Source organism: Pusillimonas sp. T2 (assembly GCF_002236805.1).
Lineage (GTDB): Bacteria > Pseudomonadota > Gammaproteobacteria > Burkholderiales > Burkholderiaceae_B > Neopusillimonas.
The window spans coordinates 12,890-38,105 of sequence record NZ_NIQA01000011.1 but is presented as its reverse complement, the minus strand read 5'-3'; the positions used below and the strand labels follow the sequence as shown (position 1 = coordinate 38,105).

The following is a 25,216-nucleotide window of genomic DNA, read 5'->3' as shown; positions in this document are numbered from 1 at the left end:
ACTTGTTCAGAGGTTCCTTAGGTTCTTTGGAGCGAACCTGTAGCTTACGGCTTATGCCGCCGATGGGAGGCCAATGGATCTAGTCGATCACAAGGGTGATACCTTGATGATAACGATCGGCGTCCCTTCTGGCGCGCATCCCAGAGCGATTCATCGCAGGGATGAACGATATTGTTCATGCAGTCTGGGCAGAGACGCCTCGCGTGCGCATGGCGTGCTCGAGCCGTTGGCCATAATCAAACGCGGCTTCCACCTCGTCCTCAGACCAAGACGACTTGCTGATGGCTGTGCTAGCCCGGCTGTGCCCGAGTCGGAGTAACTGCGAAAGGGTAAGACCGAAAGCTTGAGCCAAGGCCTGGGCATATTGGGATTTGCTGCTGTCTCTCTTTTCAAGAGCCGAGATGCTTCCGCGCGATACACCGGAGCGCCTCTCAAGCTCCTCCAAGGTCCAGCCGCGCTTCTTTCGCTGTTTTCGTACCTCAGCGCCTAGAGCCATTTCACTGTCAGTGGATCGTGTTAATTGTTCTTCACCACCGTGAGGCGAATCTTCTTCTCAATCCGATCCAGATCGCTCTCGAACTGCGCCAATGCCTTGTTGTCATCCTCGATATCGGCCAAGTACCACGATTCACACAAGGAATCGAACAACGCCATGGCCGCATCGTTCTCTTGCGCATAAAGCGCCAACTTTTCAAGGCGCGCAATCAAAGGTTCGACTTGGGCCTCGTAGCGGCTGCCCAACACCCGTACCCGGGTGGAAAAACACCCCAGGTCGATAATTCGCTTATCGAACGCTTTCATCTTGTCAAACTCCTCGGTATTCAAACTTGGCAACACCACACCGGTGCGCGCAACGAAGGCGGCGTCAATAGAAAGCGCGTCAGTCCTGGAAAAACTCGCCAAGTGCACATAATGCCTGTTGATCATAGCCGGGTAGCAAACCAAGTGCTTGATTGTCATGCCTATGGAGGTGAAATTCAAAGACAGCGGATCCTGGGCCGCTGCCAATCGCAACACGCCGTAGGAGCTGGCCATACACTGAATCATGATCTTCATGTCAACGTATTTGGGTTGGTCGCGCCAACGAAGTATTTGAGTAGCGAGCGACTCGCGGTCATCAAGCCACTTGATATGACCTAGCCGCACACCCTCAAAGACAGCATAGAGCTCAACGGCCAACTCCATCAGTACCGTGATGATCAGACGACGCTTGAATCCGCCGACGGCCGCCCCCAGGTTGCTGGTCCAGAATACTCGCTCGTTGATGATGCGAAGTTCATAAAGCTTGAGCATCGCGTCGCCCAACGTGGCGGGCGACTTAATAGGGTTGCCTTCGCAAAACTTGTTGATCCAACCTGACCAATCCCCATTAGGCGCGAGCTTTTGCAGGAACTCATAAACAGGCGAACTAGCGCCGGCCGCATCCGGATTGGCACTTTTAACGCCCTGCTCCCAGAGCCAGGACATGAATTTCAGAGGAATGCTCTGGGGTGAGCCCTGATCAGCAGCTATGTGCAAATCAAATAGCTTGGTCGCTTGCTCAAGGGTCATCTTTGGGAACTTGCCACTGATTGTGCCACCAAAGCCCGCATCACCATTCATGAGCATTTTTATTACCGCTTCGCGGTCGGTATGGTTCAAGATGCGGTGATTTGCCGGGCGAAGCTTAAACCCGTCGGACAGCCTCAACTCTTCATTGAGTTTTTCGTAATAGTCCATGCCCATGGTCGGGCCAGTGTCGGGTTTGAGGCTCTCCGTCACGAGGTAATCTTGTACCGCATTCTCTCGCAACTGTTGCTCGTTAGGACTTAGCAACTTGTGCTTCTCATCCATCGCGGCGCGAAACATACGGTCAAGCAACGCGTCGGCTACAGCGGCCAGCCCGCCTACGACGATGCAGTAGCTGTACGAGTAAATGTCAGACTCTGCGTTGGGCAATCTTTTGCGTGGGGCAATGGTTGCCGCATGGGTCTGGTACTGACGCTGAAGCTGGGTACCGCCCATGCGCTCGAGCATGGCTTGAACCGGATCTTGCACACTCATTACGCTGCCTTTTGGTCGTAAAAGTGCAGTTCCGCCAATTTTTCGCTAATTCGCTCAATTTCTTTTTCTGACAGCGAAAATTCGGCCAACAGCTCGCGCAATTGAGCTTCATTTGCCGGACGTTGAGCAAAGATCTGCGCGATTATCGTTTCGTAGTTGTAGCCTCGATGTTCAAAAAATGAGGTTAAGGCCTCGCGTTCTGCGCGTAGCTTCTCGTTTTCCTCATGCAAATGTTTGTGAGCCTTTCGGGCCAAATGTTGACCCCAAAATTTGCCCCCCACAGCGCTCAAGCCTGATAAAACAACTGCACCAACTGCTACGCCTACTCTTTGCCAGCTCATTATGACCTCGCTGCTTATCCGTCATTATTCAATGATTTGCAAGATACTACAAAACCTTGAATGAAAATAGCTAAGCTATGACTTTGTCGCTTAACGCCGCTCGAGCGCGTGATAGCACCCCAGACTCACGCCCGATGTTCAAGGCTGACAATAAGGCATGATCATCGAGTGCAAAGCGGCTCATTACAAGCGAAGATCGCGCGAGATCTAGCAACTGCCGATCGGTCATTTTGGCCATCAACCCTGCCTTGATTGAATCCAATCCAAGGCTAAGTTTGTCATGCTCAGTACCTAGGATTGCTATTTTTCTAACCAAAAACAAGAAAGCCAAATTGAATTCATGAACGTCAGATAAAGCAGACCTATCGCTATGCTGAACGTGTTGTGTAGCTCTAGTCATTAGTTGAGACGCCTTTAATAATCTTTTCAATATATCAATAGCGACTATAAAAAGCAAAATGACGTGAATCGACGATTTTTAACGTGCAACAAACGACATCACAAGCTCCTCCTCTTTTAGGTCTGTTGTTTGCCAGCCAGACATTTATCTCATTGCTTGGGGGGGCGTTCATCTGTGGCAGAAAACAGAGGGTCTAATGGTGGACGTGTTTTCTTCGTTGTTTAAAGGCACTAACCGTGCCTGGCAATATCCGTTGTCAGGCATGACATTTTATTAAAATCATGTTCTATCCGCTGACGTAACAGCCGTGCCGTGCGCTCAACCTCATAGGATGATGTGTGCTGAGGAAGACCCAAAGCTTTGGCTATTCTTTCGACCGCCGCGGTCAAGCGCGCTGCGCGGTTATTGGCTTCACGGAGCATTATTAATACCTTTTGCGGGTCACCCGTATTTGCAAGCGCGCGAACAAGCAAAAATTGCTCACGACTTACATCTACGTCAAGGAAGCGCCATAGACAAGCCTGGCGCAGATATTCATCATGTCGGCCCTTGAAGTAGGTGGCATGTCCAGCGAGCGCCTTGACGTGGCCCCGCTCATTTACCTGCAATAGTCCCCAGCCCATTGGGAGATCATTCGGATCAATCAAACCTTTGGGAGCCATATAGTAGCGCCAAGAGCCAATTCCCCCTGAAATGCGGTGGGATTTCTTGGCATCAGCAAGAAAGTCCGCTCGAGATGTTTTCACCTCAACAAGAACGCTCCCGTCGGTGGCATCATAGCCAGTTCGACGAAAACCAATAGCGTCAGGAATTTCCCCGTCGACACCACTTTTGCACTCGCTCATAGCTACAGCGCAACCTGGCCCACCAGCGGAAGGGGCGCGTTTGAGCCACTTCACTGCAATTTCGCAAAGCGACTTATGTAATGACTTCTGCGTCGTATTGCTCATAGTCTGGCAATAGTATGATTAGCCACGCATGGCGTAGCGCGCTTTGGGGCTGTGCGCGTCGTTTGAGTCATCAGACTGTTCCTGGCCCAGGACGAACCATTCAAATACTTGTGACTTTTCAAGTGGGCATGTTAAATCGGCAACCAGTAACTCTACTTGTTCGACCAGCTCATTGGCCGCCAGTACTATCGAACGGCGTGTTTGGTAAAGCCAAATCAGTGTGTCAAGCCAGAATCTTGTTGGCTGTGTGCGATCAATAGGCATGATGTCTTGAGTAGGCTGCTGCGTCTCGAGCTCTCTTAGAGCCTGGCATGACCGTAACTCATCTTTTATCCAAGTCTGGCCGATCACATCAAACATGCGCACTTTGTCCTGCTGCGGGTCATAGTGCGGCACCAATACCCGCAATAATTCACCACCAGCAAATCTGGATACCGGACCAGGCTGACACAGTGCTGCCTTTTTCATCATGTTTCGAGCGAGCGCTAATTGATCAGAGCGTGATTGAGGAATCAACATAATAGGGAATGTAATTAATGGCGGGGCGGGTTGCCCAGAATTTCGGGGCCAACGTAGGGCTGACGAAGCATGTCTGACAGAGCAAACTCATCAGGCCCCGCCTGACGAAGCTTATGGTGATAGCGGACGGCCTCAATCAGCGCATCAACGCACTCATCGGCCTGGCGCACCTGCACGACAAGTTGCTTTGAGTTTTCTCTTAGCTGGGCACTGTAGGCGCTGTCGACCAACAAACGCATTTGCTCGATTCGATCGGATATTGATCGGCGCAAGTTTTGCAAACTGGTGCTATTTTCAATACAGAAGCCAAGGGCTGATACGTTTTGGCGGCTCCAGGATTGATCTGGCTTTAGCTCCAACAATGCGAGACGCCACTTACCCAGCGCGTCGCTCTGGTCGTTCAAATGACTCATAGCCATACGGACAATGCGAGAAGCATTGGCCCGACTTATGGAATAAATGTCATGGGTAAATTGGCGATAAGCATTTAGCTCTATGTCATTGAGCCACGTACTCTTTGAGAGGACAGCGTCACTTACGACTAGTCGATTCCCTACCACAGCTGACCCAAATACGCGAGATTGCCCACGCACCTGGCCCCAGTTACGGACCTGGGCATTACCCTGTACCAAAGCCTTATCAGCCACTAGGGCATGTTGTATCGCGCAGGCGTCATCACTAATCCAGGCGCTACCAAATTGGCTGAGGTTGCGCTCGTGCATTACGAACCCACCGGGTTCGCCAGCAACCACCCTTTTACGTACACCAGGCACATCGATATCAATATCACGCAACGCCTGAATGCGGTAAACCCGCACACCCGCAACCATGCGGGATTCGTCGGTTAAGCGAAATTTATCACTGGAATTTTGCTCTGACATGACAGGGCTCCATGAGCGTTTAATGCCGTCATGGTGCCAAAGGTTCAAGCCAGATTAAAGGTTTTAGAAGGAAGAATTTAGTCTTTATTGATATTCCAGTAGGAATGATATAAAACCTACTTCTACCCATCCCTTGAATTTTCAGCGCAGCCAAGTCTGTGTCGTCGAATCAGATCTTTGGATGCCCGGAGTCAGCCTGTGTGCGAAGAATCACCGGCACGTATATCAGACTCTTGGGGGGGCGGGGGCGAATATATTCGCTGAAAAAACAGGTGGAGCTCTCATCGTCGGGCCAATTTCCATGCACTAAGTAATCAAACCTTCGGAGAAGCACATCAATTAACCTCAGGATCATTCTCACTTACCTACAACGGCAAATTAATGCAATGAGGTTTTTCAATAATGCGTTTGTTCAAACTGCCTAGCGATTTGGCTGAAGCGCTTACGATGTTCGGCGCCCATGGCTTCAAAAGCGAGGACGCGTTGGGTCTCGCCCAGGCAAATACCGACAGCGCTAATGGCATCGGCCAGAGCTTGTGCGCAGTGCGGCTCGCGCTGCTCACTATGCAGATCCAGCAATCGCACCAACAAGTGCGCGGGATTGAGCACTTTCCAGTGCTCCAGCTGCACGGCCGCGTGAGCGATCGTTTCAAAGGGCGTTTGTGCCGAAACGGGCCAAAGGGCCAGTTGTATCTGATTGCTTGATAAATCAATGCCGCTGGCATCAAACTGAGCTGGCACAAACACCTCAATGAGCCCCAATTGCACAAAGGGCACATCGGGCTCGTTGTGCAGCACCAACCACAAGGCCACATCGCCGCCAATGACGCCCCCGCGGTCACAAAGCACGTTAAGGGATTGGCGTATGGCTTCGGTGATCTGGCTCATGAAAAGGGCTCCGCAAACGGTCAAAGAGATGGTGGGACGGCGAACAGAACTCTACATCTGTGCCTTTAAAGTCGTTATTATAGTATCGACTTTAACGCCAAACCGAATAAAGGCCAACCCATTTCTAGGCCAAAGAAAGCTTGATCCGAACCCTTGAATTAACGCTTTTCTCGCTGTATAACGTCACTATTGATATTTGTTCTGTTACCACTAAACTGCCCTACGCATGTATTCAAACAGGCGCAAGGCAATCCCTCCTCTACTGCTCCAACAAGCTGCACCGTTTGAGAAACCCTCCAAAGGACAGCACATCATGCAACGCATCTATCTTGACGTTCCCTTCGAGGAGAAGGATCAGGCGCGCGAACAAGGTGCCCGTTGGGACAAGCAAGCCAAGCGCTGGTACATTTTCACAGACCAGGACAAAAGTGGCTTTGCTCGTTGGCTTAGCCAATCATCGTCCTCCCCTAGTGAGCAGGGCAATCGCGCCCCGAATGGTCTGGATCGATGGGTCAACGTGCGTGCCGACTCCTTTTACCTGGCCAGCACTCACCACACCTGCTTTCGTTGCCAGCTGCGCACGCCCATTTATGGATTTGTCTTGCCACGCTCGTATGAATCGATGGCCCTGCAGCTGCCTGCCCACCTGGGCGACGGTCAAGGCATCAACAGCGTGTACTCCTACCCTGATCTACTGGATTGGCTGAACACCGAAATATCACGGACCTGGGTAAGTCAAGGTGTTGAAGCCCTGCCCTACAACATCTACTACCTGTCAGATCCGATAGTTGCGCATATGCGCCAGGTCGCCCCCAGTTATCGCAAGGTAAAACAGCTTTGGTCCAACACGTGTGTGCATTGTCGTGGCGTCATTTCGGACGCAACCAAAAGCGATCAGCCCCTGCTTTCGCCACGATCCAGTACGGCGGCCGCGTACACCGAGCTCACGCCCGTAGGCATTGCCTTTGAGGCGGGTGCCCGGTCACTGGTGACTGGCATCGAATTTGTTCACCGCATGGCCATTCGGCCAGCGTGACCTTTTTGTCCCGGCTCTATATGCTATTTTGTTACTCGCATGTAATAAAATAAGTCCACCGAAACGAGAGATTTCCATGCGTCTGGATATGTTCCATATTACCGCCCTGATTACTTGTGTCGTATGCCTAGCCCTGAGCGTACCGCTTCTGGTTCGTTACGCGCGCTGGGCCTTAACGAACTACGTTTTTTTCTGCGCCGTCTTTAGCTTGTTTGGCGTGTCGCCTACCGTCTCGCTCATTCGCCTACATCAGCAGTTTGATTTCTCCCTGCTGGCCGGGCTGCAGATTGTTGGCGCCTCATTGGTCATGAATGTCTTTGCCATGGGCGCAGCCTATTTGTTCTCCTACGAAGGCGACCCGGTGTCTGAGCGCAGTTGATTGGAAGGAGTAAAGATGATGGACGTAAAACTCAGTCGCTATGCCACGGAGGACTCGAGGAAGGCGAACCTGCACTGATTGCGGCTGCGCTGGGAGATGTGGCCCGCGCTGGAACCTTAGCCAGCTAGCACGCGCAGTGGGCATGAGCCGCCAGAGGCTGAATAAGGCGCTTTCTTGTCACGGCAACCCGAGTCTTTCAACGATTATGAAAGTTGCCCGCGCGCTGGGCTTGCAGCTTTCATTTAAGCTCACCCATTGAGTGCGCGCCAAATTGGCGCATCCACTTGAGTACCCTACGGGCCCAGTTTAATCACTAGTTTCGTTTTTTCGCGAAGTATTTGTACTCTGAACCGATACATCAATAATGTTCAGGAGCAAGTATGGCCAGCGAAACAAGTGCACACCAAACCGTTGTTTGCGAGGAATTGGATCAAGAGCAGTTCTTTGCGCCGGTCGACCACGACATGATTACGGGCCTGGTTGGCTCATACCGGCATGATCGCGACCGCCTCGAACGCCTGGCAGCTACGTTAGCGTTACCCGAAAACCAGGGGTTGATCACCCACTTTCTGGAAGGTAATCTGAAATCCGAGCGGTACCGGGTCGGCGATGTCACTGAGCTCTTTGTTGCGCACGGTGCGATCAAGGCCTTGAACTCCACCTACTGGAACCGCACGCTGCAACTGACCGATGTCATCGACTGCATGCCTCAGCGTCGTCGCGATGAGTGGTTTTCCCATATCCGCGAGCACAGCACCCCGGAGTTTACGGAAGATACTGTACGCAGTACCTTGGCGGATCTGTTGGCCAGCCGAGCGCAATTCCTGGCCGAACGAGTCGATGGTATCTTTCGCGCCCTGTCACCCGAGCACATCACCAATAGCCCTCAAGGTTTTGGCAAGCGCATGATCCTTTACTACGCGACCGACGCCATGGGTTACCCCAACCATTCTCGCGCCGGCGTGATCAACGATCTGCGTTCCGTCGTTGCCAAACTGCAAGGGCGTGGCGAGATGCCTTGGGACGGTACCTATCCATTGCTACGACACCTGGCCACACGCACAGGCCAATGGTGTTCGTTGGATGGGGGCGCGCTGCGCATGCGCCTGTACAAAAAAGGCACGGCTCATATCGAGGTGCATCCGGACATTGCTTGGCGACTGAATCAGATTCTGGCCTACCTTCATCCGGCGGCGATCCCCAGTCAGTTTCGTCGCCCTGCTACGCGGCGCACCCGCAGCGTCGATCTGCTTCAAAAGCCACTGGCATTTGCCACTCTAGCGCTGTTGCGCGATGTGCGTGTTGTTAAGGGCCCGGCTCACTTCGTGTGCTACCTGCCGATGGGCGCGATCAAGCAGCCCCATGCTGCCAAAGACGCGCGGGCGGTGCTCAAGGCCTTAGGTGGGGTACCCTCGGGTTTGGCCAAAGAGCACATGATGTTCGATTACGACGTAGCGCCCGTGCTTAGCGAAGTGCTTCTGACCGGCTGCATTCCCGAGCACAAATCGCATCAGTTCTACCCGACGCCTGAAGGGTTGGCTCAGCGCGTGCACGATGCGGCCCAGGTTCAAGCGGAGCACCGGTGTTTAGAGCCCAGTGCCGGGTTAGGCGCACTGATCTCCCATATCGATCCGGCTCAAGTGACCTGCGTTGAGGTAAGCGCATTGCACGCCAGTGTGCTTCGGGAAAAAGGCTACAGCGATGTGCACGAAGCGGACTTTCTGTCCTTTGCCGCTCGCTGCGCAACACGCTTTGACCGCGTACTTATGAACCCGCCCTTCGATCGCGGACGCTGGCAAGCTCACCTGCAGGCTGCGGCCGCATTGGTCGCTCACGGGGGGCGTTTGGTTGCAATTTTGCCTTCGAGCGCACGATCTCAGGTTGCGCTTGCTGGTTTTGAATGTGAATTCAGCTCACCGATTGACAATGCCTTTGAGGGCGCTAGTGTCTCGGTGATCGTGCTGGTAGCCAACCGCACGAAGTAGCCATGATGCGCTTTCGTTTTTTCGATTCGGTTCTGTAGGCTAGGCCCAGGTGTAAAAAAGGCTGTCTCAATCCTTTACCTGGGCATGCCATAAAGTTATTTTTCATACTACAAGTTTAATTTCAAATACTCATTTTCATAGGAAGCCTCCCATGGCCTCAGTGAACAAAGTCATTCTTGTCGGTAACCTGGGGCGCGACCCTGAAGTGCGCTACAGCCCCGACGGCGCCGCCATCTGCAATGTATCCATTGCCACGACTTCGGTCTGGAAAGACAAGGCCAGTGGCGAGAAACGCGAAGAAACCGAATGGCACCGCGTGGTGTTCTACAACCGCCTGGCTGAAATTGCCGGCGAATACCTGAAAAAAGGCCGCTCGGTTTATGTAGAAGGCCGCCTGAAAACCCGTAAGTGGCAAGACAAGGAAACCGGGCAGGATCGCTACAGCACCGAAGTTGTTGCCGATCAGATGCAAATGCTCGGCGGGCGCGAGGGTGATGCCGGCAGTGCGGCCAACTATGGCAACGCGCCATCGCGCCAAAGTGCGCAGCCCGCGCGTGACCAGGTATCTGCCCCCCCGAATCGTCCCGCACAACCGGCACAAGCCCGCGGCGGGCCCTCTGATATGGACGACGACATTCCGTTCATGCGTGCCGGCCACGGCGCCGCGTGGCGTTGCATCTAACAACGGGCACTGTTTCCATCCTCTTTATTTACTGAACAAGGATCTGCTATGTGGTTCAAGAATCTACGTGTATTTCGTTTGCTGCCCACCTGGTCACTGAGCGCACAAGAGCTCGAGGACGCTCTCTCACCGCAGGCCTTTGCCAAGGAGCAGGAGAACAAAAGCGCCATGCAACGCCTGGGCTGGGTGCCGGTGCGTGACGATCGCGGGCTTGTTTATGCGCAGGACGGTCAGTATCTGATCGCTCTTCGCTCGGAAAAGAAACTGTTGCCCACTTCGGTTATTAACCAGTTTGCTCAAGATAAAGCTCAGGCCATGGAAGAGCAGCAGGGTTACAAGCCGGGCAAGCGCCAGATGAAAGAGATCAAGGAGCAGGTGACCGACGAGCTTTTGCCGCGCGCCTTTAGCCTGTATCGCGACACCCGGGTGTGGATTGACACCAAAAATCACTGGCTTGTGGTTGATGCAGGCTCTTCGGCGAAAAGCGATGAGGTTCTGGGCCTGTTGGCCAAGGCCATTGAGCCCTTCCCTGTTGAGCCTCTGCTGGTTCAGCAATCACCGGCAGCGTGTATGACCAGCTGGCTTGTTGATGCTGAACCCATCGAGGGCTTCAGCATTGATCAGGATGCCGAGCTGGCTTCCACTCAAACCGGGGGCGGCAAGATTCGCTATGTACGCGAGAGCGTGGCTCTGGATGATGCGCAGAAGCACATCCAGGAAGGCAAGCAATGTACGCGTTTGGCCATGACCTGGAATGATCGGGTTTCCTTTGTCCTGACGGACAGTTTCGACATTAAACGCATCACTCCCTTGGATGTGCTGCAAGGCGAGGCAAATACCGCCCAGAACGAGGCCGAGCAGTTCGACGCTGATTTTGCGCTTATGACCGGGGAAATCAACGGCTTGCTCGCGAATCTGGTGCAGGTTCTGGGGGGCGAAAGGGTTGAGCAACAGTCCAGTGCCCCCAGCGGCGCCGAGCTGCAGGCGGCCTAAACGATGCTAGAGCTTGTGCGCACGCGTTCGCACCCGGTCTTTTGCCTCCATTACAAAACTTCACAGGAACACACGTATGCCTTCTCAGCAAACTGAGCGCCAATCAGCCGGCCAAGCGCTGCTGGATCAGATCGCACTGGATCACCCACAGGTGAAGGACGGTTTGGTCGATCCCTCTACCCCGAACGAGGATCTGCTGATCCGTTTTATCCAGGTCGAGGTTCTCGATGTCGTGCAGGACTACGCCCAATCGGATCTAACCGAGGCTGCTCAGGTAGCTTCGCGCGCCCTGACACGGGCCCAGGACGAGATCGCCCAAGTCGTTGATGCATTGTCAAGCTTGTCGTCGGCCAGCACGCTTGCGCAAGCACTGGCCAGTGCGGATACCGCCTACTACGGTGGCGAGATGCGCTTGGATGAGGATCTGCCCGAAGGCGAGCGTGGCGATACGTTGGCCGATTATGTCGCACACACGGTCAAGCGGATCTGGTCAGACCCAAGCACCGAGCCCGTCATGACCTGTGTTCATGAGTTCAATAACGCACAGGTGCTATTGATTTCATGTCGAGGCATTTTGGATGACGTTGCCCAAACACACCGTCCCCTTGTCCGCCCTAAAGCTGCCTAAAGGAAACTCTTACATGACAACGCAAACCACAGACGCGGCCGTCCAGGCCATCAAATTCGCAGTAAATGCAGATAGCGGTATGGAATTTCTGCGTGCCTGGCTTTACGGCGAATTCGATATCTGCCGCAACGAATGGCCGCAGGCGCCCGAGGCCTGCTACATCGGCGCAGATCCGCTAGTTGCATCCACCATCAAAGACGTTCCCCCAGAACTGGTGGCCATCACCCAGCTTCTTGAGCGCCCGAATTTGCAAGCAGGCACGCTTGATGAGATCACAGAACGATTAAAGAAGCTCATCGAGCAATCCTTCCCCAATGTGGAACAGGCTCAGGAGGCGATTAGTTTGGCCACGAACCGAGTCATTGCTCAAGACACCCTGCGTATTTTGCGTGAAAGCCGGGACATGGCTCGCCAACACCGCAAGGAACTGGAGCAGATCGCACGTCTTAAAGCTGAGCAAAGTGGCGTTGCCAATGCCTGACCAGGAATTGACCGCTCTTCAGCAGCAACTTCGGGCCAGCACAAGGGCTTTATCCCAGTTGCGTTCGAGCGGGACACGTGATCAGTTGTCCAATTCGTTAACCGGCTGGTTCGCGCTGTGCACCGAGCAGCTTGCCGTGCGCAATGCTCTGGTGCAGCGTCTAGCCTTGTTGCTCAGGGATCCTATCGGGCTGCAAGCTCAAACCCGATCGGGCTGCTTGCTTTTGTTGACGGGCTCTGCTCAAGGCAGTGGCCAGTATCAGTTAACGCGTTTTGATGCGCAGCGGACGCCTTGGGGGCACACCAGCTACGCAAACCTGCAAGCAGCATTGGTCGAATTGCTGCAGGAGTGCGACGTCGGCAGCGTTGCGGACTTGTCCACGGGCCTGATCGGCTCAATAGACCCTGAAATAAACCCGCAGAGCGACGCCGAATTGCACGCAACAGAGTCTGCTGTGGCCGCTCATCACGCTCGAGCACGCTTTTAGGTTTCGGTTTTTCGCGGCCATTGGCCATACTGGTTCTACCGTTCACTACGATCATTTCAGGAAATGTCCATGTCAAACTCAAGGGTTTTGTTTCTGGCCACGCTCGTTCTGGTTGCGCCTCGCATGAGCCCGGGCGTCGCCGTCTGGCTCGGTTCAGTGTTGTTTTTGGCTGGCTTGTTCTGTCTCATTCTGGAACTGCGTAAGGCACGACACCAATGACCACACAAAAATTCCAAGAGCCGCATGATGACGGCTCGAAGGTCCAGACGAGCCGCGCCCAATGGCTCGCCGGCCTATTTCCCGACGACAAGATGTTTGCTCAAATCAAAGCCATTGCCACCGAGTCGTTCAATGCTCAAGCTCAGGAACAATGCGCGCGCAAGCCCTCTCTTGCCGAGAACTGGGAGGCGCATCTGATCTGGGCCACTAAGCGATGGGTGGAACAGAACGCGCCTGCTGAACAAACCCCAGGGCCCGTTGCTAACGACGATACTCACACAGCCCAAGCACAATCTCTTGACCTTGAGGCGCTCAAGGCAGCGGCGATAGCCGCCGGTGCCGGGCACTGGAGCCATCAAGAAGGAATTGTTTGGTTCAACGATGGCGCTGCAGCACTAACTAGCGATCCAGCAAACGCCAAACCCCCGGTATTTCTGGCCAGTGACAATCTGGGCACCTGGCCCGACTCAATTGCACGCGAGGATGTGGCGGCATTTGCGGCATTGGCTAACCCCACGAACGTGCTCGCACTTGTGCATCGGCTACAGAGGCTCGAAGCGGCCGCTCGCGATATTTTGCACAGCACCGAGCTGGCTCGTTGGTCAGAGCCCCGCGAGTCGGTACCGGCTGACCGTATGGCCAAGGTGCGTTTTCACGCACTTGCCGATTTGCACGATTTGGTTGTGATCTGAGCATGCGATGCATCCACTGCACAGACAAAACGCTCGTCATCGATAGTCGTGATCGTACCCGCCGTCGGCTATGTGTTGGCTGTGAAAGGCGGTTTTCCACAATCGAAGTGCCGCGTACCGAGTGGGATGAGCTACAGGAAGAACTCGCCTCTGCGCGCGCTCTCATGGCTGCCATTGCCGCACATCAACGCGTGCACAGCGCGGCCTCAGATCAACAATAGGGGATCCTCATGAAAATGGCCAAACCAACGACTTCGGATATTGACGCGGGCGGCGAGCTCATGAGCCTGCTTGATCTTCTGGACGGGCGCTTCGGTGGACCGTATGGCTCGCAAGATTGTGGCGAGAATTTGTTCGAGCTGCTTGAGCGCACTGAAGAATGTTTTGATTATGAAAACGTTGAACACCTTAAAACGCTAGCTAATCACCTTGCCAAGCTTATGCGTCAGGCCCCTGGCTTTGCAATGCGAATCATCGCTGGCATGTGCTACGTGATCCTGTTTGAGCAGAACAAGATTGTCGACCCCAGCGCAGACACGCTTGAGTTACATCCCGACATCAAGAACAGCATGGCCGATGCAGATCGGTACCGATGGGCTATTGCAAGCGAAGATAACGCCAATCTGTTGCTGGCCGCTGTTCGGGCTAATGGCTCGAATCAAGGACTCGTCTCGCAAGAGGTTGATCGGAATGCCAGGCAAACCTTGTCTAGTTGATTTGGTTGCGCAGCAACCTTTAGGCGAAGCCACCGAACGTAGCGGTGGCGATGGCTATCACCACAACCAAACCATGCCTATGGCGCTCGCAGAACAGGAGTTAAAATCTTACTGTTATGACTCCTTCGATCAAGCTTGTGGCCGATCGATGTCTGACACTATCAAACCAAGTCTCTAAGACGCACGAAGGAGCAACGTTGTATGCACATCGCCTATCGTCTGCTGATCGCTGCATTGCTAATCATCTCGCTACTTGCGGTTGTTGTGCAACTTCACTTTGTATTTACCGCGTCTCCAAATCCTTTGTTTTCCGCGCAAGGTAGCCTTGTCTCCCCAAGCAAGTCACAAACCGAATGTGGATCGCTTGCTCATGTGCAACAACACCCGAAGTATGGTTCACTTTGCATCCAGAACAAAGGATCTTGGCGAGTTTCAAAACAAGATGGCTTGGGCTGAGGCCGGTTTGAGCTAAATGGCCCGCTGTAAATTGATCGAATCGACGGGGCACGCGCGAACGTTTTTCGAGCGCACCGGGTCAATTTTCACAGGCCAGGATCCGCACACGGACGCCTGGAATCCCGGCAGCGATAAAAGCTAGATATCCCTGCGGTACCAAGAGTCGCTTGCCCTCTAGCCTCTAGGTTTTGAGCTCACAACCGGCAAATCGTTACTGGTCGCATCAGCGCTGACCCAGCGTTGCACGAGGTCAATTTCCTCTTGGGTCATTCCAGCCTCCTTGTAGAACTGCACCCGGTTGGCCACTGCCGCGCTCACCTGGTCAACAATCTCCCGTGCTGCTTTAGGCTTGATACCCCAACTGCGTGACCCCGCCAGAGCGTTCTCCAACGACCCGATGCGCCCGGCATTGGGTTGCCCCGCCAGGCCGGGGCCTATATGCAACATATGCTTGGTTGTGCCCTCTTGGGTAACAACATCAAACAGGGGGCTTAACCTGTAGCGATAGCCGGTGCTGTTAGCGCTCAATAAGAATCCCGTGTTTTTTAAGTGATCGTCGGTGTTATGTACGAGGATGTTAAGAACCATTCTTGCAAAAAGCTCGGGCAAATCTCTTGTAATGTTTTCACCGACCTGTCGAATGACGCTGGCGATACGCGCATAAGAAAAAATAGATGCGCCAAAAGCACTATCGAGCTGGCGTTTGTCGAAATTGGCCGGCGGGCTGATCAGCGAAACCGCGCTCAGGTAATGGTTCCGTAAAATCTTTGTTGGCGTTTCAGGATCGCGCGTGCGGTCAAACCGCTTGACCAGTAAAGCACAGTCACCGGTGTTCAGTTCGTGCAGACCTATTTCAGGGATGCGAATGTCGATCGCCTCAGCCATCTTCAGATTGGCCCACTCGACTCTTTGGCGGCTATACGTATCAATTGTTCTTGGAAATTTGACAATCCATTCTTGGCCCTGGTTATCGACAACCACCACTTTGGGCCGGGCCCCGCCAATATCCCAAGAGCTCATGAGCATATCCCGTAACTCTGGATCGACTTGTGCTCCTGACTCGATTGCGTGAATGGTTTCGTATATAGCATCAAGATCGCCAATACCAGGCAGATGTGCGGTCGCATCGACGGCGAGCGTCTCTGACTGCGGCTCAACCGGCGAGAACAAAATTGCACCCACCCCGCTACCCTTTCCCTTGAGTAAAACTTGAGACTCACTCAATGAGGTGGGCGATACGCCGGCATCGGCAGCCATGACAGTTCGCCCCCACGCATCAGGGGCGGCGTCAAACAAGGCGCCCAATCGATAAAATCTACTGGTCGACTGAAAAGGCGTCGCTCGCAAAGGCAAGTTAACCGGATCCAGCGCAAACGCTTTGCCCTGCTGGGCTTGGTCCAGGTAATTGGGCGCATACGTGAACTGGGCAGAAAACTCTGCGCCGCTGTCGTTAAGCTCAAGCGTTCCGGCGGTTACAAGATGGTGGCCAATCTGCACCAGAACATACAGTCGATGCTCCACATCTTTTTCTTTGCGTCGCAGCTTCGAATTCTGGTTTGCCATGTCGTCGACCTAAAATTTAATACCACTCAAATTGCAGTGCGCCCTTTGCGCGGGCGCCTGGCTGCGTCTTGCGCTTGGCCGTCCAAATCTATTTCAGGATCTGCCAGCTCGAACAACTGCTCCGCAAATCCATAAATGACCATGGCCTCAAAGAACAGACCAATCGAAACAGAGGCGCTGCCAGCCTCCAGGTTTCGCCACGTCTGGCGCGAAACACCCGTTCTTTGAGCCGCCAACTCCTCTGATTCGCCTCGGCGCAAACGGGCCGTACGCAAATTGCGTCCCACCAGCTCGAGTGCTTGTTGGCTTTGGAAAGAAAGCAGTGGGCCGTAGCCGCGCTTAGTATTCATTGTCTAATTAAACAAACTAAATTAGGGCTTTTGTGTATTGAATTATACATTTATGCAGCTTAATAGGGAAGAAAGTCCAAAGGTGAGCTTTTACGGGGAAGCTCTCACCTAATTTGAGCGAGCAGGCTCTTAAGAGAAGTCTGAACACGATTAGTCATCATGCCGCGATTGGGAATCTGCAGTCGCTGTGCGACCTGTTCTATGCAGCAACATGCCGTGTCAACAAGCATGCGCAGATCCTCAACCAACAGACCTGCCCTCTCGTACACATCGTCCCTTGCGATGAAAGTTGAGTTGTGCACCAGGGACTTGCTTCGAATACCCATGAATGCCTGCACGACGTTGTGCATTGGATCCAGTTGCCCCCTCAGGTTGGCCTCCAGATCATGCCAACCAACCTCTTTAAGCACCCGTCGAAGCGCTTTAAAGCCAGCTGATCGCTCGTCTGTATCAAACATCTTGCTCAACGCCAACATGAACAACGAGAAGGCCCCGACCTTGCTGGCATAGAAATAAGAGCCGAACTCAGGATGGTCAAGTGCTCCATCCTCGCGCAAAAGGCTCCAGATCTGGAAATTTGCGCGCGCCTTCGTACCCTCTTCGAGCAAACGCTCGGTTATTGCTCTGAGAGTGTTTTCCGGTACCGGGTTGTCTCTGGTGTTGTTCATGGTGCGTTGCTGTGGTTACAGGCCGATGGATTTTCTAAGCGCAACTATACCGAGGGATACAGTTATCAAACCCACTTCCCTGTAAACGCTCACCTTAACCACATGTCCTGGCCACTTTCTATTTTTTCTCCAACTCTGGCCATACTGTCCCAAAGTACACCCATGAATTCCCCACCGTCGGTTCGACCCGGCAAACTTACTCGCCCATTAGAGATGGAGAAAATCATCATGCAACCGCAATTTTTCATAACGACAACCCTGGACCCCGTCGGGCGTGAAGCGGCTCGCAGGGAGCTTGCGCGATTAGGGCTCAATGATGACGCCAAGGCTTGCAGCCTCATCGATCGCATGTGCACGCAGCTTGAAAGCAAGAATTCCTACGACGCGATTGAGCAGGCAATGAACGCTGGCATCGAACTGGGTGATGCCTACGTTGTTGTGGCACACCTCATTGATGCCCACAAAACTGGGAGTGAAAAATAATCTGGTGCAAATCCTTTATTTTGCTGTTTGCGTGCACTAACTTTGCCTGAGTTTACTGTGCCTTCTGCTCATAAGGATCTACACCATGGACTCCCGTATTTTCAGCGGTATCTACCCCGGTGGCATTGTCTACGCTGATCGCCAGCGAGAAAAAGGGGGCGACTACGCGCGCCTGGCCTTCTTGCCCTTTGACACCCTTGAGCTCGAATTCGCCGTGGACTGTCCGCAAGAGTTGGCAGATCAGATTTCGCTCGATGCCGAACGTATCCAGGTGCGTATCGGACAAGACTTTCGAATCTCCACGTCCGGACAAACCGTTGTTCTGGGATGGGCCAAATGCGCACCTGAGAACAACGCCCCAAGGCGGCCAGGAATGCGCGGCTAGAAATTGAATAACCTTTTTTAGGCTCAACCGATGAACACGATTGAATTAGGAAGTGACGGCGAAATGAAATGGGAGCGCGTGGACCCACCGTTTTGGTGGTCGGCCGCAAAGCGCTACGTCGTTGGCGATCGCCATCTTTCCAATGGAGTGCGTCAGCACCTGGTGCAAGGTAGCGTTCCGATGGGCACCATCATTTCAAACGCAGAGGTGATCGGTGAAACAGACCTGCCCCTGGCAGAGTTTTCCAACAAAGCAAGCGTCAGTAAAGGATAAGTGATGACTACGACAGTACAGCTGAGAAATATTCTCGATACAGAGCAAGATGCTCTGGCAATGGCTTATGCGGACATTTTGAACCAGAAAGAGTCTGGATGGACGCCCAAGGAAGCACTGAAGGACCTGGTTTTCATGGTGCAAACGACCCCGGAGGCATTCGAAGCTTTACTCCCGCGTTTGCGTGAGCAGGCAAACGTTTCGATGCGGGGGCGTGCTCTTTTTTCTGTGCACACGCCTGGCTGAGCGCGGTAAAAGGCGCCCCACCCTTTTTGTTCAGAGTTTTTATGGGATAGAAATGCAAGACTTAGGCTTAGAGTTCGAATGCACTGCACTAGAAAGCCCGCCGCCGGCGCCGCAACGAAAAGCATCGGCAAAATCGGCTCAGCATGCAGCCTCAAAGGCTGCCATCAATTGCCTGCCAGCCTTGGTAGCCGCTGCTGGCTGGGGGCAATTGGACAAAGTACAGGAACAGACAAGACAGATTGTCGACCTGTTGAATGAACATTACCCGTCAGTTTCAAAGAAACTCGCTGCTCGCCTGACCACAAATCCAACGCGGTTACGTCCTCTTCCTGATAATCTGCTCATTGCCAATGAGCCTCGTCACACACTGACCGAGCTTATTCTTGCCGATACCGCTCGCCGCGAAATTGAGGCCATCATTTACGAACATACTCTCGCCTCAAAACTAGCAGCTTATCAGTTGCAGCCACGTCACAGAATCTTGCTTCATGGCCCGCCTGGCAACGGCAAAACGATGGTTGCCGAAGCTTTCGCCGGCGAGCTCGGCCTGCCCTTTCTGCAAATTAAGTATGGTGGATTTATGGATAGCCACTTAGGGGGCACGAACAAAAATTTGACTACCGTACTGGAGTTCGCATCTCAAGCTCCCTGCGTACTATTTGCCGACGAATTTGATGGACTGGGTGGGGCTCGTGACTTACAGGGCGATGTTGGCGAGGCTCGACGCATTACCAATCACCTTCTGATCGAGCTCGAACGTTTGCCCTCTCATTGTCTATTTGTTGCTGCAACCAATATGACAGGCATAATGGATCGCGCACTTCTCAGGCGATTTGATTTTGTCATTGAACTCACCAAACCCACGCAAACCATGGTGGTTGAATGTGTCAACCGCGAGCTTCGATCGGAAATCACACCGGGCTTCGATCTGCGCCCACAAATCGAGCGGATCTCTTCAACAACCTTTGACAGCGTGCACAGCGTTGTCGAGCTTTGCAAACAGATCCGGCGAGACCTGGTGCTCAATCAAGGGGCGAATATCACGACAATTGTCCAGACACTGAAGACGTGCCCAAAACATTAATCTTGGGCAGCGCGACAACGCGCAGCGGGTACAGATAACGACACCGTCAATTAGCACTTAGCGATTTACGCATTTATCTATACAATTACGTATAGATAATTTCAAACAAAGGTAACAACATGAATCGCCAACCAACACCGCCGGCCCTTTTGCGCGACTGGAGCACGACGATTCAGTTCCGATTTGCTGAGGCGCTGCCTCTGGTCACCTCCTGGAGCTGTCAGGATGTGGCGTTTCACGGTGGCACCTCACTGAATATGTCCTGGGGCTCCCCGCGCTACTCCGAGGATCTGGATTTCCTGTTGGCCAGCGACAATACGGGCGAGCTCGAAACAATCATGGCCAAGGCTCTCAAACGCATGCAAGCGGCCATGCTGCTCTCGCACCCTGATCTGACCTTGGAACTGAAGAACAAGACGCGTGAAGGTGGGCGGTTGCAGCACTTTCAGATTACGGCCAGTAGTGCCCAGTACCACGAGAAGTGCATGGTCAAGGTTGAGTTCTGGCCGGTCGATGCGCTCTACCTTAGCCAGTATGAGTCTGAATTTGTCTTTCCTGTGCGCCAGGGCGACGTGGTTACGCGCTCCTCCTCACCGCTTCCTGCCGGCACTTTACGCTCGGCCTATGCCGATAAGCTCACCGCGTTTGCAACACGCCCCTTTCTGAAATGGCGCGACATTTTCGACCTGTGGTGGATTGATCAGCAGCAAGCCAACGACCTAAATGACATCGCACTACGGTTTGTTCGTCATGTAAGTGCTTACGAAACGATCAACCAATTGCCCCCTCATGAGGCATTGGAGCATTTCCTGACCAGCTACACCGTGGATCAGATCATCGATAAGGCCGACCCAGACTTAAAGCGTTGGCTGCCCGAAGCGATTTGGAATGTGCTTTGGCCCGAGGGCGTCAAGCAGATGGTCACAACGGTCATGGACCGAATCGCCCAGGTGGCCGATATTGCCAGGCAGCTTGATGAGTTCCGAGTCGACGGGTTCGACGATGGCGAGCACGCCCACGATCAGGATGCGGCCAATCCTGCCGTTGCCCGTCCCAAGGTACGATAGCCATGAACATCTCGGCCATTGCACGACTTCGCCAGCTGCCGGCCGTGTTCTCGCTGTCCATGTTGGCGGCCAGACTTGATGCGGACAAGACCAAAGCGTCCATTTATGCCAAGCGCTGGAAGGACGCGGGCCTGATCCGTGCGGTGGGTCCGAAAGTGGGTGTGTACTACAACTTGCTGGTGGACCCGCAGGCGGCGAGCACCCAGTCGTTGAACGCGCTGCGTCTGGTTTTTCCTGAGGCCGTGATCGGCGCCGAAACCGTTTTGCATGACGCAGGCTGGACGACCCAGATTCCCTATAAAACACACGTCATTGTGCTCGATAGGCGCTCAGTCCCCCAGATCGACGGCTTTGAGTTGCATCGGCGCCCCCGAGCATGGTTTGCTGAATTTGCCCAGGAGATTGATCAAACCTCATTTGCCAGGCTCTCGGCTTACGGCGCATTGGTCGATGCTTACAAGTACGGGCGCTACAGTCATCAGCGCGCCTGGTGTCCAGACATCGATGACCTGCAAAGCGATGAGATCGACTGGGCGCGCCTGGCTGCTGTTTTTGAACGTCACCAGCAGCCTTGGCCAACAGCCTATCAAGCAATGCGCAACCATTCTTGAGATGAGCGCACGATGACGCGCTGGCAAGACTTCAGCTCCTCGCCCACACTTAACGTGCATCCTCTGGGGGCGCACCTGGTCGATGTGCTCTGGGCCGAAGAGGTCTTGGATCTACTGCCGGACTATGGTTGGCTTGACGGTGGGTGTCTGGTGTTGTGCTGCGCCCTGCAGCAATGGTCGGGCGGTGTGCTGAGCCCCTGCGCATGGGTTCGCAATACAAGCGATGGCGATCAGCTGATCGGAATGCGCGGCAAACCTCGTACAAGCGATCCGTCGCGTAGCGACATTTAGGCAAAGCCGCCGAGCTTGGTCGGGGAAGGATAGCGCGGACGGCATACCCGTCCTTGGGTTTCAGTGTGGTGTCTGCTGCTGTTCGATGTACTGGCGGACGATACCGATGGGTGCGCCGCCGCAGGATGCGGCAAAGTAGGAAGGCGACCAAAGCATGTTTTTCCAATACCGCCCTTTAATATCTGGCCGTTCGTTCCGCAACCGGCGACTGGATGCGCCCTTGAGGCTGTTCACCAGCGCCGACACCGACACTTTCGGCGGGTACTCCACCAACAAGTGCACATGGTCGCTCTCGCCGTCCATCTCGACCAGGGACGCCTCAAAGTCCGTGCAGACCTTGGCGAACATCCCGCGCAGTCGCTCTATCGCATCGCCGTCGAACACTTTGCGCCGATATTTCGTCACAAAGACCAAATGGACGTGCATCTTAAAAACACAGTGCCGTCCACGCCTAATTTCGTTGTCATCGATCATAGACCAAAGTATAATTGAGCCATGAAACGCCTTCAAGCCTACAAATATGAGCTACAGCCCAACGGTGAACAGCAGCGCTGTATGCGCCGCTTCGCCGGGTCGTGCCGCTTCGTGTTTAACAAGGCGCTGGCGTTGCAGAAGGCAAACCACGAAGCCGGGAACAAGTTCATCGGCTACGTCGCCATGGCGAAACACCTCACGGCGTGGCGCAATAGTTCCGAGACAGGCTGGCTCTCCGATGCGCCGGTCCATCCCTTGCAGCATGCTTTAAAAGATCTTGAGCGGGCCTACAGGAACTTCTTTGCCAAACGCGCCAACTTCCCGCGTTTCAAGAAAAAGGGCATGATCGACAGCTTCCGCTACCCCGACTCTAAGCAGTTCAAGATCGACGCCGGCAATAGTCGCGTGTTCCTGCCCAAGTTGGGATGGCTGCGTTACCGCAACAGTCGGGACATTCTCGGCACGCCGAAGAACATCACCGTGTCCAGCAACGGCGGCAAGTGGTTTGTGTCGATCCAGACCGAGCGGGAAGAGGCGGAACCGATACATCCGGCGACCTCCAGCGTGGGTGTGGACGTAGGTATCGCCCGCTTTGCCACGCTCTCCGATGGCACGGTCTTCGAGCCGATTAACAGTTTCAAGAAGCAGCAAGCGCGGCTTGCCCGGTATCAGCGGGCAATGAGCCGCAAGACGAAGTTCAGCAACAACTGGAAGAAGGCGAAAGCCAAAGTCACGAAGCTCCACCAAAAGATCGGCAACATCCGCCGCGACTACCTGCACAAGACCACGACCACGATCAGCCAAAACCACGCGATGGTGTGTATCGAGGATTTGCAGGTGCGGAACATGTCCAAGTCAGCAGCGGGGAGTACCGAAGCACCGGGGCGGAACGTTAAAGCCAAGTCGGGACTCAATAAGTCGATTCTCGATCAAGGCTGGTTCGAATTCCGCCGCCAACTGGAATACAAGCAGGCATGGCGAGGCGGTCTGGTGGTCGCGGTCAATCCGCGCAACACCAGTCGTACCTGCCCGTGCTGCGCTCACGTGTCGGCAGAGAATCGCCAGACGCAAGCCAGCTTTACCTGTGTCGAGTGTGGTTTCGAGGAAAACGCCGATCTGGTCGGCGCGATCAACATTCTAGCGGCAGGACATGCCGTGTTGGCCTGTGGAGGAACGGTGCTGTCGGACCGTCCTGCGAAGCAGGAACCCGCCGAAGCGACTACGCAGGAGCTTGCTCTTGTCTAGCGTCGTAGGAATCGCCTTCCTTCAGGTGGGCGAGGATGTCAACGATCACTGGGCTGTAAGCACGAAGATTGAGAGCGAGCACCTGCTCTTGGATGGTGATGGGCTCGGTACCGAGGCGGATTTCGTGGCCAAGATGACGCTTGAGGGTCGCGCTGACGGGCAGCTTGTTCTTGATGCAGGCGCGCTGTTCGCGCTCGCCTGTGACGGTAAACGCCCTATCGAAGAGGCAAATTTGTACCCCGGACATCCGGTGAATGAGCTGGTCAGGCACCTGAACATTCAATTGGGAGCATTTAGCCTGAATCATATTGTGCTCGGTTGGCCGGATAGGGGGCTTGGCCTACCCGCCGCCCGGCAACGTAGCCTGACCGCGCGCTAAAAAATCCCCCTCCAAATCCTTTAATTCGCACGCGCGCCCCAGTACCTTTACGTCAACCACTAACTGACGAAGGTATTCACTATGGCCTATTCACACTTCATGACCTTGGAGGCGACCCTCAAACCGGGGGCGACCAAAGAGCAGGTTGTCCCGGCATTGCGCCCCCTCACAGACTATTTTGGCTGGACCAATGCCGGGGTCAGCGATCAAGACATGCTCAAGGGCTTTGACACTGGCGATGATTCTATCGATTGGGAACCCTGCTCTGACCGCGGAACACTAAAACTTCTCATACACACCGGTGGAGAAGTTACCGACAACTACCAAGAAACGTTGCAAACAGTGGGCCACGCGCTGCATGACCTGGTACACGCCACTTACTTTCGCCTTGTAAACATCGATGAGCCCAATCCCGAGGAGGCTGAATCCAAGATCTGGATCGGCAGCGGCCATGAACTCGAAATAGCCCATCGCGAGGACGTAATCGAGCGCGTTGAGTCGCTACTGCGCGGCACGGTGACGGATACGCATCTGCTTGATTCGATTCTTGAGCAGATTCGCCAGGCGCCATTGCCAAGCAGCCAGATTGAGCAGGCTGCGCATCGCTGTGCAACGCCTTCATTCTAACTGGGATTAAGGAACGGACATGCTCCAAACCTATGAGAACGATCCCCTAGGATTAGCCCGGGCCAGCAAGGCAGCTCATGAGGCACTCAAAGCCGTCGCCTGGCATAAAGATCGTGGTTACGAAGTGCTGGACATCCAGCTGGAAAAAGCAACCAACGGTACCCTGGTGCGCAAAAGCGATGAGCCCGTGGCCTTTATGCCTCCCGGACGCTTTGATCGCAAGGCGTTGCTTGAGCAGATCATTGTCCGTGCCCAGCAGCTGGGGGCGCTGGCCATGGGCTCGTTCGATGCGCGCTTTACCGACCAGCTGCTCTACGCCCCTCCCTACGAGATTCGCCATGATCTGCAGCACGATCTACGCTGGATCGAGACTGCCGGCGCGAACCACAGCTCGCTGTACTTGAACAACCCAACTGTGGACATGTACGAGGCTGAGCAATTGTCCTGCGAGTTCCGGATATTCCTGGACAGCCCGCGCGCGCATTTGTTTCTTACCTATGGGCAGCAGTACGAATTTCGCTCTACATCCTTGCTCCAAGGAAAGTCCCCCTTTGTTTACGCCGACACGTACGAGCAGCTGAGCGACAAATTGGTTTCACTCTACAACGAGGCCAGTGGCCCCAGCTGGGAGCGACTGCACGCATTGGCTGAACAAGCTCAGCCCCAGTCATCGGCCCGTGGCCCGCGTGGGTAA

General features: G+C 54.2%; 37 protein-coding genes. 25 read left to right on the top strand and 12 right to left on the bottom strand.

Annotated elements, in window-relative coordinates:
- Positions 1-175: 175 nt before the first annotated feature.
- The 8 genes from PuT2_RS16235 to PuT2_RS14215 all read right to left on the bottom strand — a co-directional run bounded on the left by PuT2_RS16235 (position 176) and on the right by PuT2_RS14215 (position 6,022).
- Positions 176-496: a helix-turn-helix domain-containing protein gene (locus PuT2_RS16235; RefSeq protein ID WP_093971662.1), complete on the bottom strand. Its 321-nt coding sequence runs from the start codon at positions 494-496 to the stop codon at positions 176-178.
- 20 nt (positions 497-516) lie between these two features.
- On the bottom strand, positions 517-2,043 hold the full coding sequence (locus tag PuT2_RS14245; RefSeq protein ID WP_093971661.1) for a hypothetical protein: 1,527 nt from the start codon (positions 2,041-2,043) through the stop codon (positions 517-519).
- The gene (locus tag PuT2_RS14240) at positions 2,043-2,384 is read right to left on the bottom strand and encodes a hypothetical protein (protein ID WP_143516198.1); all 342 of its coding nucleotides are present in this window, start codon (positions 2,382-2,384) and stop codon (positions 2,043-2,045) included. The genes PuT2_RS14245 and PuT2_RS14240 overlap by 1 nt, the downstream gene beginning before the upstream one ends.
- A gap of 70 nt (positions 2,385-2,454) precedes the next feature.
- Positions 2,455-2,784: a flagellar transcriptional regulator FlhD gene (locus PuT2_RS16230; protein WP_093971659.1), complete on the bottom strand. Its 330-nt coding sequence runs from the start codon at positions 2,782-2,784 to the stop codon at positions 2,455-2,457.
- 230 nt (positions 2,785-3,014) lie between these two features.
- Positions 3,015-3,734: an adenylosuccinate synthase gene (locus tag PuT2_RS14230; RefSeq protein WP_143516196.1), complete on the bottom strand. Its 720-nt coding sequence runs from the start codon at positions 3,732-3,734 to the stop codon at positions 3,015-3,017.
- 18 nt (positions 3,735-3,752) lie between these two features.
- The gene (locus PuT2_RS14225; RefSeq protein ID WP_143516194.1) at positions 3,753-4,253 is read right to left on the bottom strand and encodes a hypothetical protein; all 501 of its coding nucleotides are present in this window, start codon (positions 4,251-4,253) and stop codon (positions 3,753-3,755) included.
- A 14-nt stretch (positions 4,254-4,267) separates the two neighbouring features.
- A complete protein-coding gene (locus PuT2_RS14220) occupies positions 4,268-5,134 on the bottom strand; it encodes a hypothetical protein (protein WP_093971656.1) in 867 nt (288 codons plus the stop codon).
- A gap of 396 nt (positions 5,135-5,530) precedes the next feature.
- Positions 5,531-6,022, bottom strand: a complete 492-nt coding sequence (locus PuT2_RS14215) for a hypothetical protein (RefSeq protein WP_093971655.1) — start codon at positions 6,020-6,022, stop codon at positions 5,531-5,533.
- A 313-nt stretch (positions 6,023-6,335) separates the two neighbouring features.
- Between PuT2_RS14215 and PuT2_RS14210 the strand changes: the two genes are divergently transcribed.
- The 13 genes from PuT2_RS14210 to PuT2_RS14155 all read left to right on the top strand — a co-directional run bounded on the left by PuT2_RS14210 (position 6,336) and on the right by PuT2_RS14155 (position 14,776).
- The gene (locus tag PuT2_RS14210) at positions 6,336-7,058 is read left to right on the top strand and encodes a DUF5710 domain-containing protein (RefSeq protein ID WP_093971654.1); all 723 of its coding nucleotides are present in this window, start codon (positions 6,336-6,338) and stop codon (positions 7,056-7,058) included.
- A gap of 76 nt (positions 7,059-7,134) precedes the next feature.
- Positions 7,135-7,437 carry a hypothetical protein gene (locus PuT2_RS14205; protein WP_093971653.1) on the top strand — a complete coding sequence of 101 codons (303 nt, stop codon included), beginning with the start codon at positions 7,135-7,137 and terminating at the stop codon, positions 7,435-7,437.
- A gap of 40 nt (positions 7,438-7,477) precedes the next feature.
- Complete coding sequence (locus PuT2_RS14200; protein ID WP_371596965.1) at positions 7,478-7,696, top strand: DNA-binding protein; 219 nt, start codon at positions 7,478-7,480, stop codon at positions 7,694-7,696.
- 121 nt (positions 7,697-7,817) lie between these two features.
- Entirely contained in the window at positions 7,818-9,422 is a 1,605-nt protein-coding gene (locus PuT2_RS14195) for a DUF4942 domain-containing protein (protein ID WP_216820824.1), read from the top strand.
- A 151-nt stretch (positions 9,423-9,573) separates the two neighbouring features.
- Positions 9,574-10,104, top strand: a complete 531-nt coding sequence (gene ssb, locus PuT2_RS14190) for a single-stranded DNA-binding protein (protein ID WP_093971652.1) — start codon at positions 9,574-9,576, stop codon at positions 10,102-10,104.
- Between the two features lie 48 nt (positions 10,105-10,152).
- Positions 10,153-11,097, top strand: a complete 945-nt coding sequence (locus tag PuT2_RS14185) for a recombination-associated protein RdgC (RefSeq protein ID WP_093971651.1) — start codon at positions 10,153-10,155, stop codon at positions 11,095-11,097.
- 76 nt (positions 11,098-11,173) lie between these two features.
- Positions 11,174-11,725 carry a hypothetical protein gene (locus PuT2_RS14180; RefSeq protein WP_093971650.1) on the top strand — a complete coding sequence of 184 codons (552 nt, stop codon included), beginning with the start codon at positions 11,174-11,176 and terminating at the stop codon, positions 11,723-11,725.
- Positions 11,726-11,738: 13 nt separating this feature from the next.
- Positions 11,739-12,206 (top strand): hypothetical protein, encoded by a 468-nt coding sequence (locus PuT2_RS14175; protein WP_093971649.1) that lies wholly within the window; start codon positions 11,739-11,741, stop codon positions 12,204-12,206.
- Positions 12,199-12,693, top strand: a complete 495-nt coding sequence (locus tag PuT2_RS14170) for a hypothetical protein (protein ID WP_093971648.1) — start codon at positions 12,199-12,201, stop codon at positions 12,691-12,693. The genes PuT2_RS14175 and PuT2_RS14170 overlap by 8 nt, the downstream gene beginning before the upstream one ends.
- Positions 12,694-12,762: 69 nt before the next feature.
- The gene (locus PuT2_RS15860) at positions 12,763-12,912 is read left to right on the top strand and encodes a hypothetical protein (RefSeq protein ID WP_158214055.1); all 150 of its coding nucleotides are present in this window, start codon (positions 12,763-12,765) and stop codon (positions 12,910-12,912) included.
- Positions 12,909-13,604: a hypothetical protein gene (locus PuT2_RS14165; RefSeq protein WP_093971647.1), complete on the top strand. Its 696-nt coding sequence runs from the start codon at positions 12,909-12,911 to the stop codon at positions 13,602-13,604. The genes PuT2_RS15860 and PuT2_RS14165 overlap by 4 nt, the downstream gene beginning before the upstream one ends.
- A 230-nt stretch (positions 13,605-13,834) precedes the next feature.
- Positions 13,835-14,320, top strand: a complete 486-nt coding sequence (locus PuT2_RS14160) for a hypothetical protein (RefSeq protein ID WP_093971646.1) — start codon at positions 13,835-13,837, stop codon at positions 14,318-14,320.
- Positions 14,321-14,521: 201 nt separating this feature from the next.
- Positions 14,522-14,776: a hypothetical protein gene (locus tag PuT2_RS14155; protein WP_093971645.1), complete on the top strand. Its 255-nt coding sequence runs from the start codon at positions 14,522-14,524 to the stop codon at positions 14,774-14,776.
- 174 nt (positions 14,777-14,950) lie between these two features.
- Here PuT2_RS14155 and PuT2_RS14150 read toward each other — a convergent pair whose 3' ends face one another.
- The 3 genes from PuT2_RS14150 to PuT2_RS14140 form a co-directional block, all read right to left on the bottom strand.
- Complete coding sequence (locus PuT2_RS14150; RefSeq protein ID WP_093971644.1) at positions 14,951-16,339, bottom strand: type II toxin-antitoxin system HipA family toxin; 1,389 nt, start codon at positions 16,337-16,339, stop codon at positions 14,951-14,953.
- Positions 16,340-16,365: 26 nt separating this feature from the next.
- Positions 16,366-16,689, bottom strand: coding sequence for a helix-turn-helix transcriptional regulator (locus PuT2_RS14145; protein WP_093971643.1), 324 nt, complete (start codon positions 16,687-16,689; stop codon positions 16,366-16,368).
- A 104-nt stretch (positions 16,690-16,793) separates the two neighbouring features.
- Positions 16,794-17,357 (bottom strand): hypothetical protein, encoded by a 564-nt coding sequence (locus PuT2_RS14140; RefSeq protein WP_093971642.1) that lies wholly within the window; start codon positions 17,355-17,357, stop codon positions 16,794-16,796.
- A 213-nt stretch (positions 17,358-17,570) separates the two neighbouring features.
- Between PuT2_RS14140 and PuT2_RS14135 the strand changes: the two genes are divergently transcribed.
- From PuT2_RS14135 to PuT2_RS14100, 8 genes are all read left to right on the top strand, one after another.
- Complete coding sequence (locus tag PuT2_RS14135; RefSeq protein WP_093971641.1) at positions 17,571-17,840, top strand: hypothetical protein; 270 nt, start codon at positions 17,571-17,573, stop codon at positions 17,838-17,840.
- 85 nt (positions 17,841-17,925) lie between these two features.
- Positions 17,926-18,225, top strand: coding sequence for a hypothetical protein (locus PuT2_RS14130; RefSeq protein ID WP_093971640.1), 300 nt, complete (start codon positions 17,926-17,928; stop codon positions 18,223-18,225).
- A 30-nt stretch (positions 18,226-18,255) separates the two neighbouring features.
- On the top strand, positions 18,256-18,498 hold the full coding sequence (locus PuT2_RS14125) for a hypothetical protein (RefSeq protein WP_093971639.1): 243 nt from the start codon (positions 18,256-18,258) through the stop codon (positions 18,496-18,498).
- Between the two features lie 3 nt (positions 18,499-18,501).
- Positions 18,502-18,744 (top strand): hypothetical protein, encoded by a 243-nt coding sequence (locus PuT2_RS14120; protein ID WP_093971638.1) that lies wholly within the window; start codon positions 18,502-18,504, stop codon positions 18,742-18,744.
- 52 nt (positions 18,745-18,796) lie between these two features.
- Complete coding sequence (locus PuT2_RS14115) at positions 18,797-19,828, top strand: AAA family ATPase (RefSeq protein WP_093971637.1); 1,032 nt, start codon at positions 18,797-18,799, stop codon at positions 19,826-19,828.
- Positions 19,829-19,947: 119 nt separating this feature from the next.
- Positions 19,948-20,895 carry a nucleotidyl transferase AbiEii/AbiGii toxin family protein gene (locus tag PuT2_RS14110; protein ID WP_093971636.1) on the top strand — a complete coding sequence of 316 codons (948 nt, stop codon included), beginning with the start codon at positions 19,948-19,950 and terminating at the stop codon, positions 20,893-20,895.
- 2 nt (positions 20,896-20,897) lie between these two features.
- Positions 20,898-21,506, top strand: coding sequence for a hypothetical protein (locus PuT2_RS14105; RefSeq protein ID WP_093971635.1), 609 nt, complete (start codon positions 20,898-20,900; stop codon positions 21,504-21,506).
- A 12-nt stretch (positions 21,507-21,518) separates the two neighbouring features.
- Positions 21,519-21,797 (top strand): hypothetical protein, encoded by a 279-nt coding sequence (locus PuT2_RS14100; RefSeq protein ID WP_093971634.1) that lies wholly within the window; start codon positions 21,519-21,521, stop codon positions 21,795-21,797.
- A 60-nt stretch (positions 21,798-21,857) separates the two neighbouring features.
- Here PuT2_RS14100 and tnpA read toward each other — a convergent pair whose 3' ends face one another.
- On the bottom strand, positions 21,858-22,271 hold the full coding sequence (gene tnpA / locus PuT2_RS14095; protein ID WP_093971633.1) for an IS200/IS605 family transposase: 414 nt from the start codon (positions 22,269-22,271) through the stop codon (positions 21,858-21,860).
- A 21-nt stretch (positions 22,272-22,292) separates the two neighbouring features.
- Between tnpA and PuT2_RS14090 the strand changes: the two genes are divergently transcribed.
- The 4 genes from PuT2_RS14090 to PuT2_RS14075 all read left to right on the top strand — a co-directional run bounded on the left by PuT2_RS14090 (position 22,293) and on the right by PuT2_RS14075 (position 25,216).
- A complete protein-coding gene (locus PuT2_RS14090) occupies positions 22,293-23,516 on the top strand; it encodes an RNA-guided endonuclease TnpB family protein (RefSeq protein ID WP_093971632.1) in 1,224 nt (407 codons plus the stop codon).
- Complete coding sequence (locus PuT2_RS14085; RefSeq protein WP_093971631.1) at positions 23,509-23,895, top strand: hypothetical protein; 387 nt, start codon at positions 23,509-23,511, stop codon at positions 23,893-23,895. Before PuT2_RS14090 ends, PuT2_RS14085 begins: the two co-directional genes overlap by 8 nt.
- An 81-nt stretch (positions 23,896-23,976) precedes the next feature.
- Positions 23,977-24,522 (top strand): hypothetical protein, encoded by a 546-nt coding sequence (locus PuT2_RS14080; RefSeq protein ID WP_093971630.1) that lies wholly within the window; start codon positions 23,977-23,979, stop codon positions 24,520-24,522.
- 19 nt (positions 24,523-24,541) lie between these two features.
- Complete coding sequence (locus PuT2_RS14075) at positions 24,542-25,216, top strand: hypothetical protein (RefSeq protein ID WP_093971629.1); 675 nt, start codon at positions 24,542-24,544, stop codon at positions 25,214-25,216.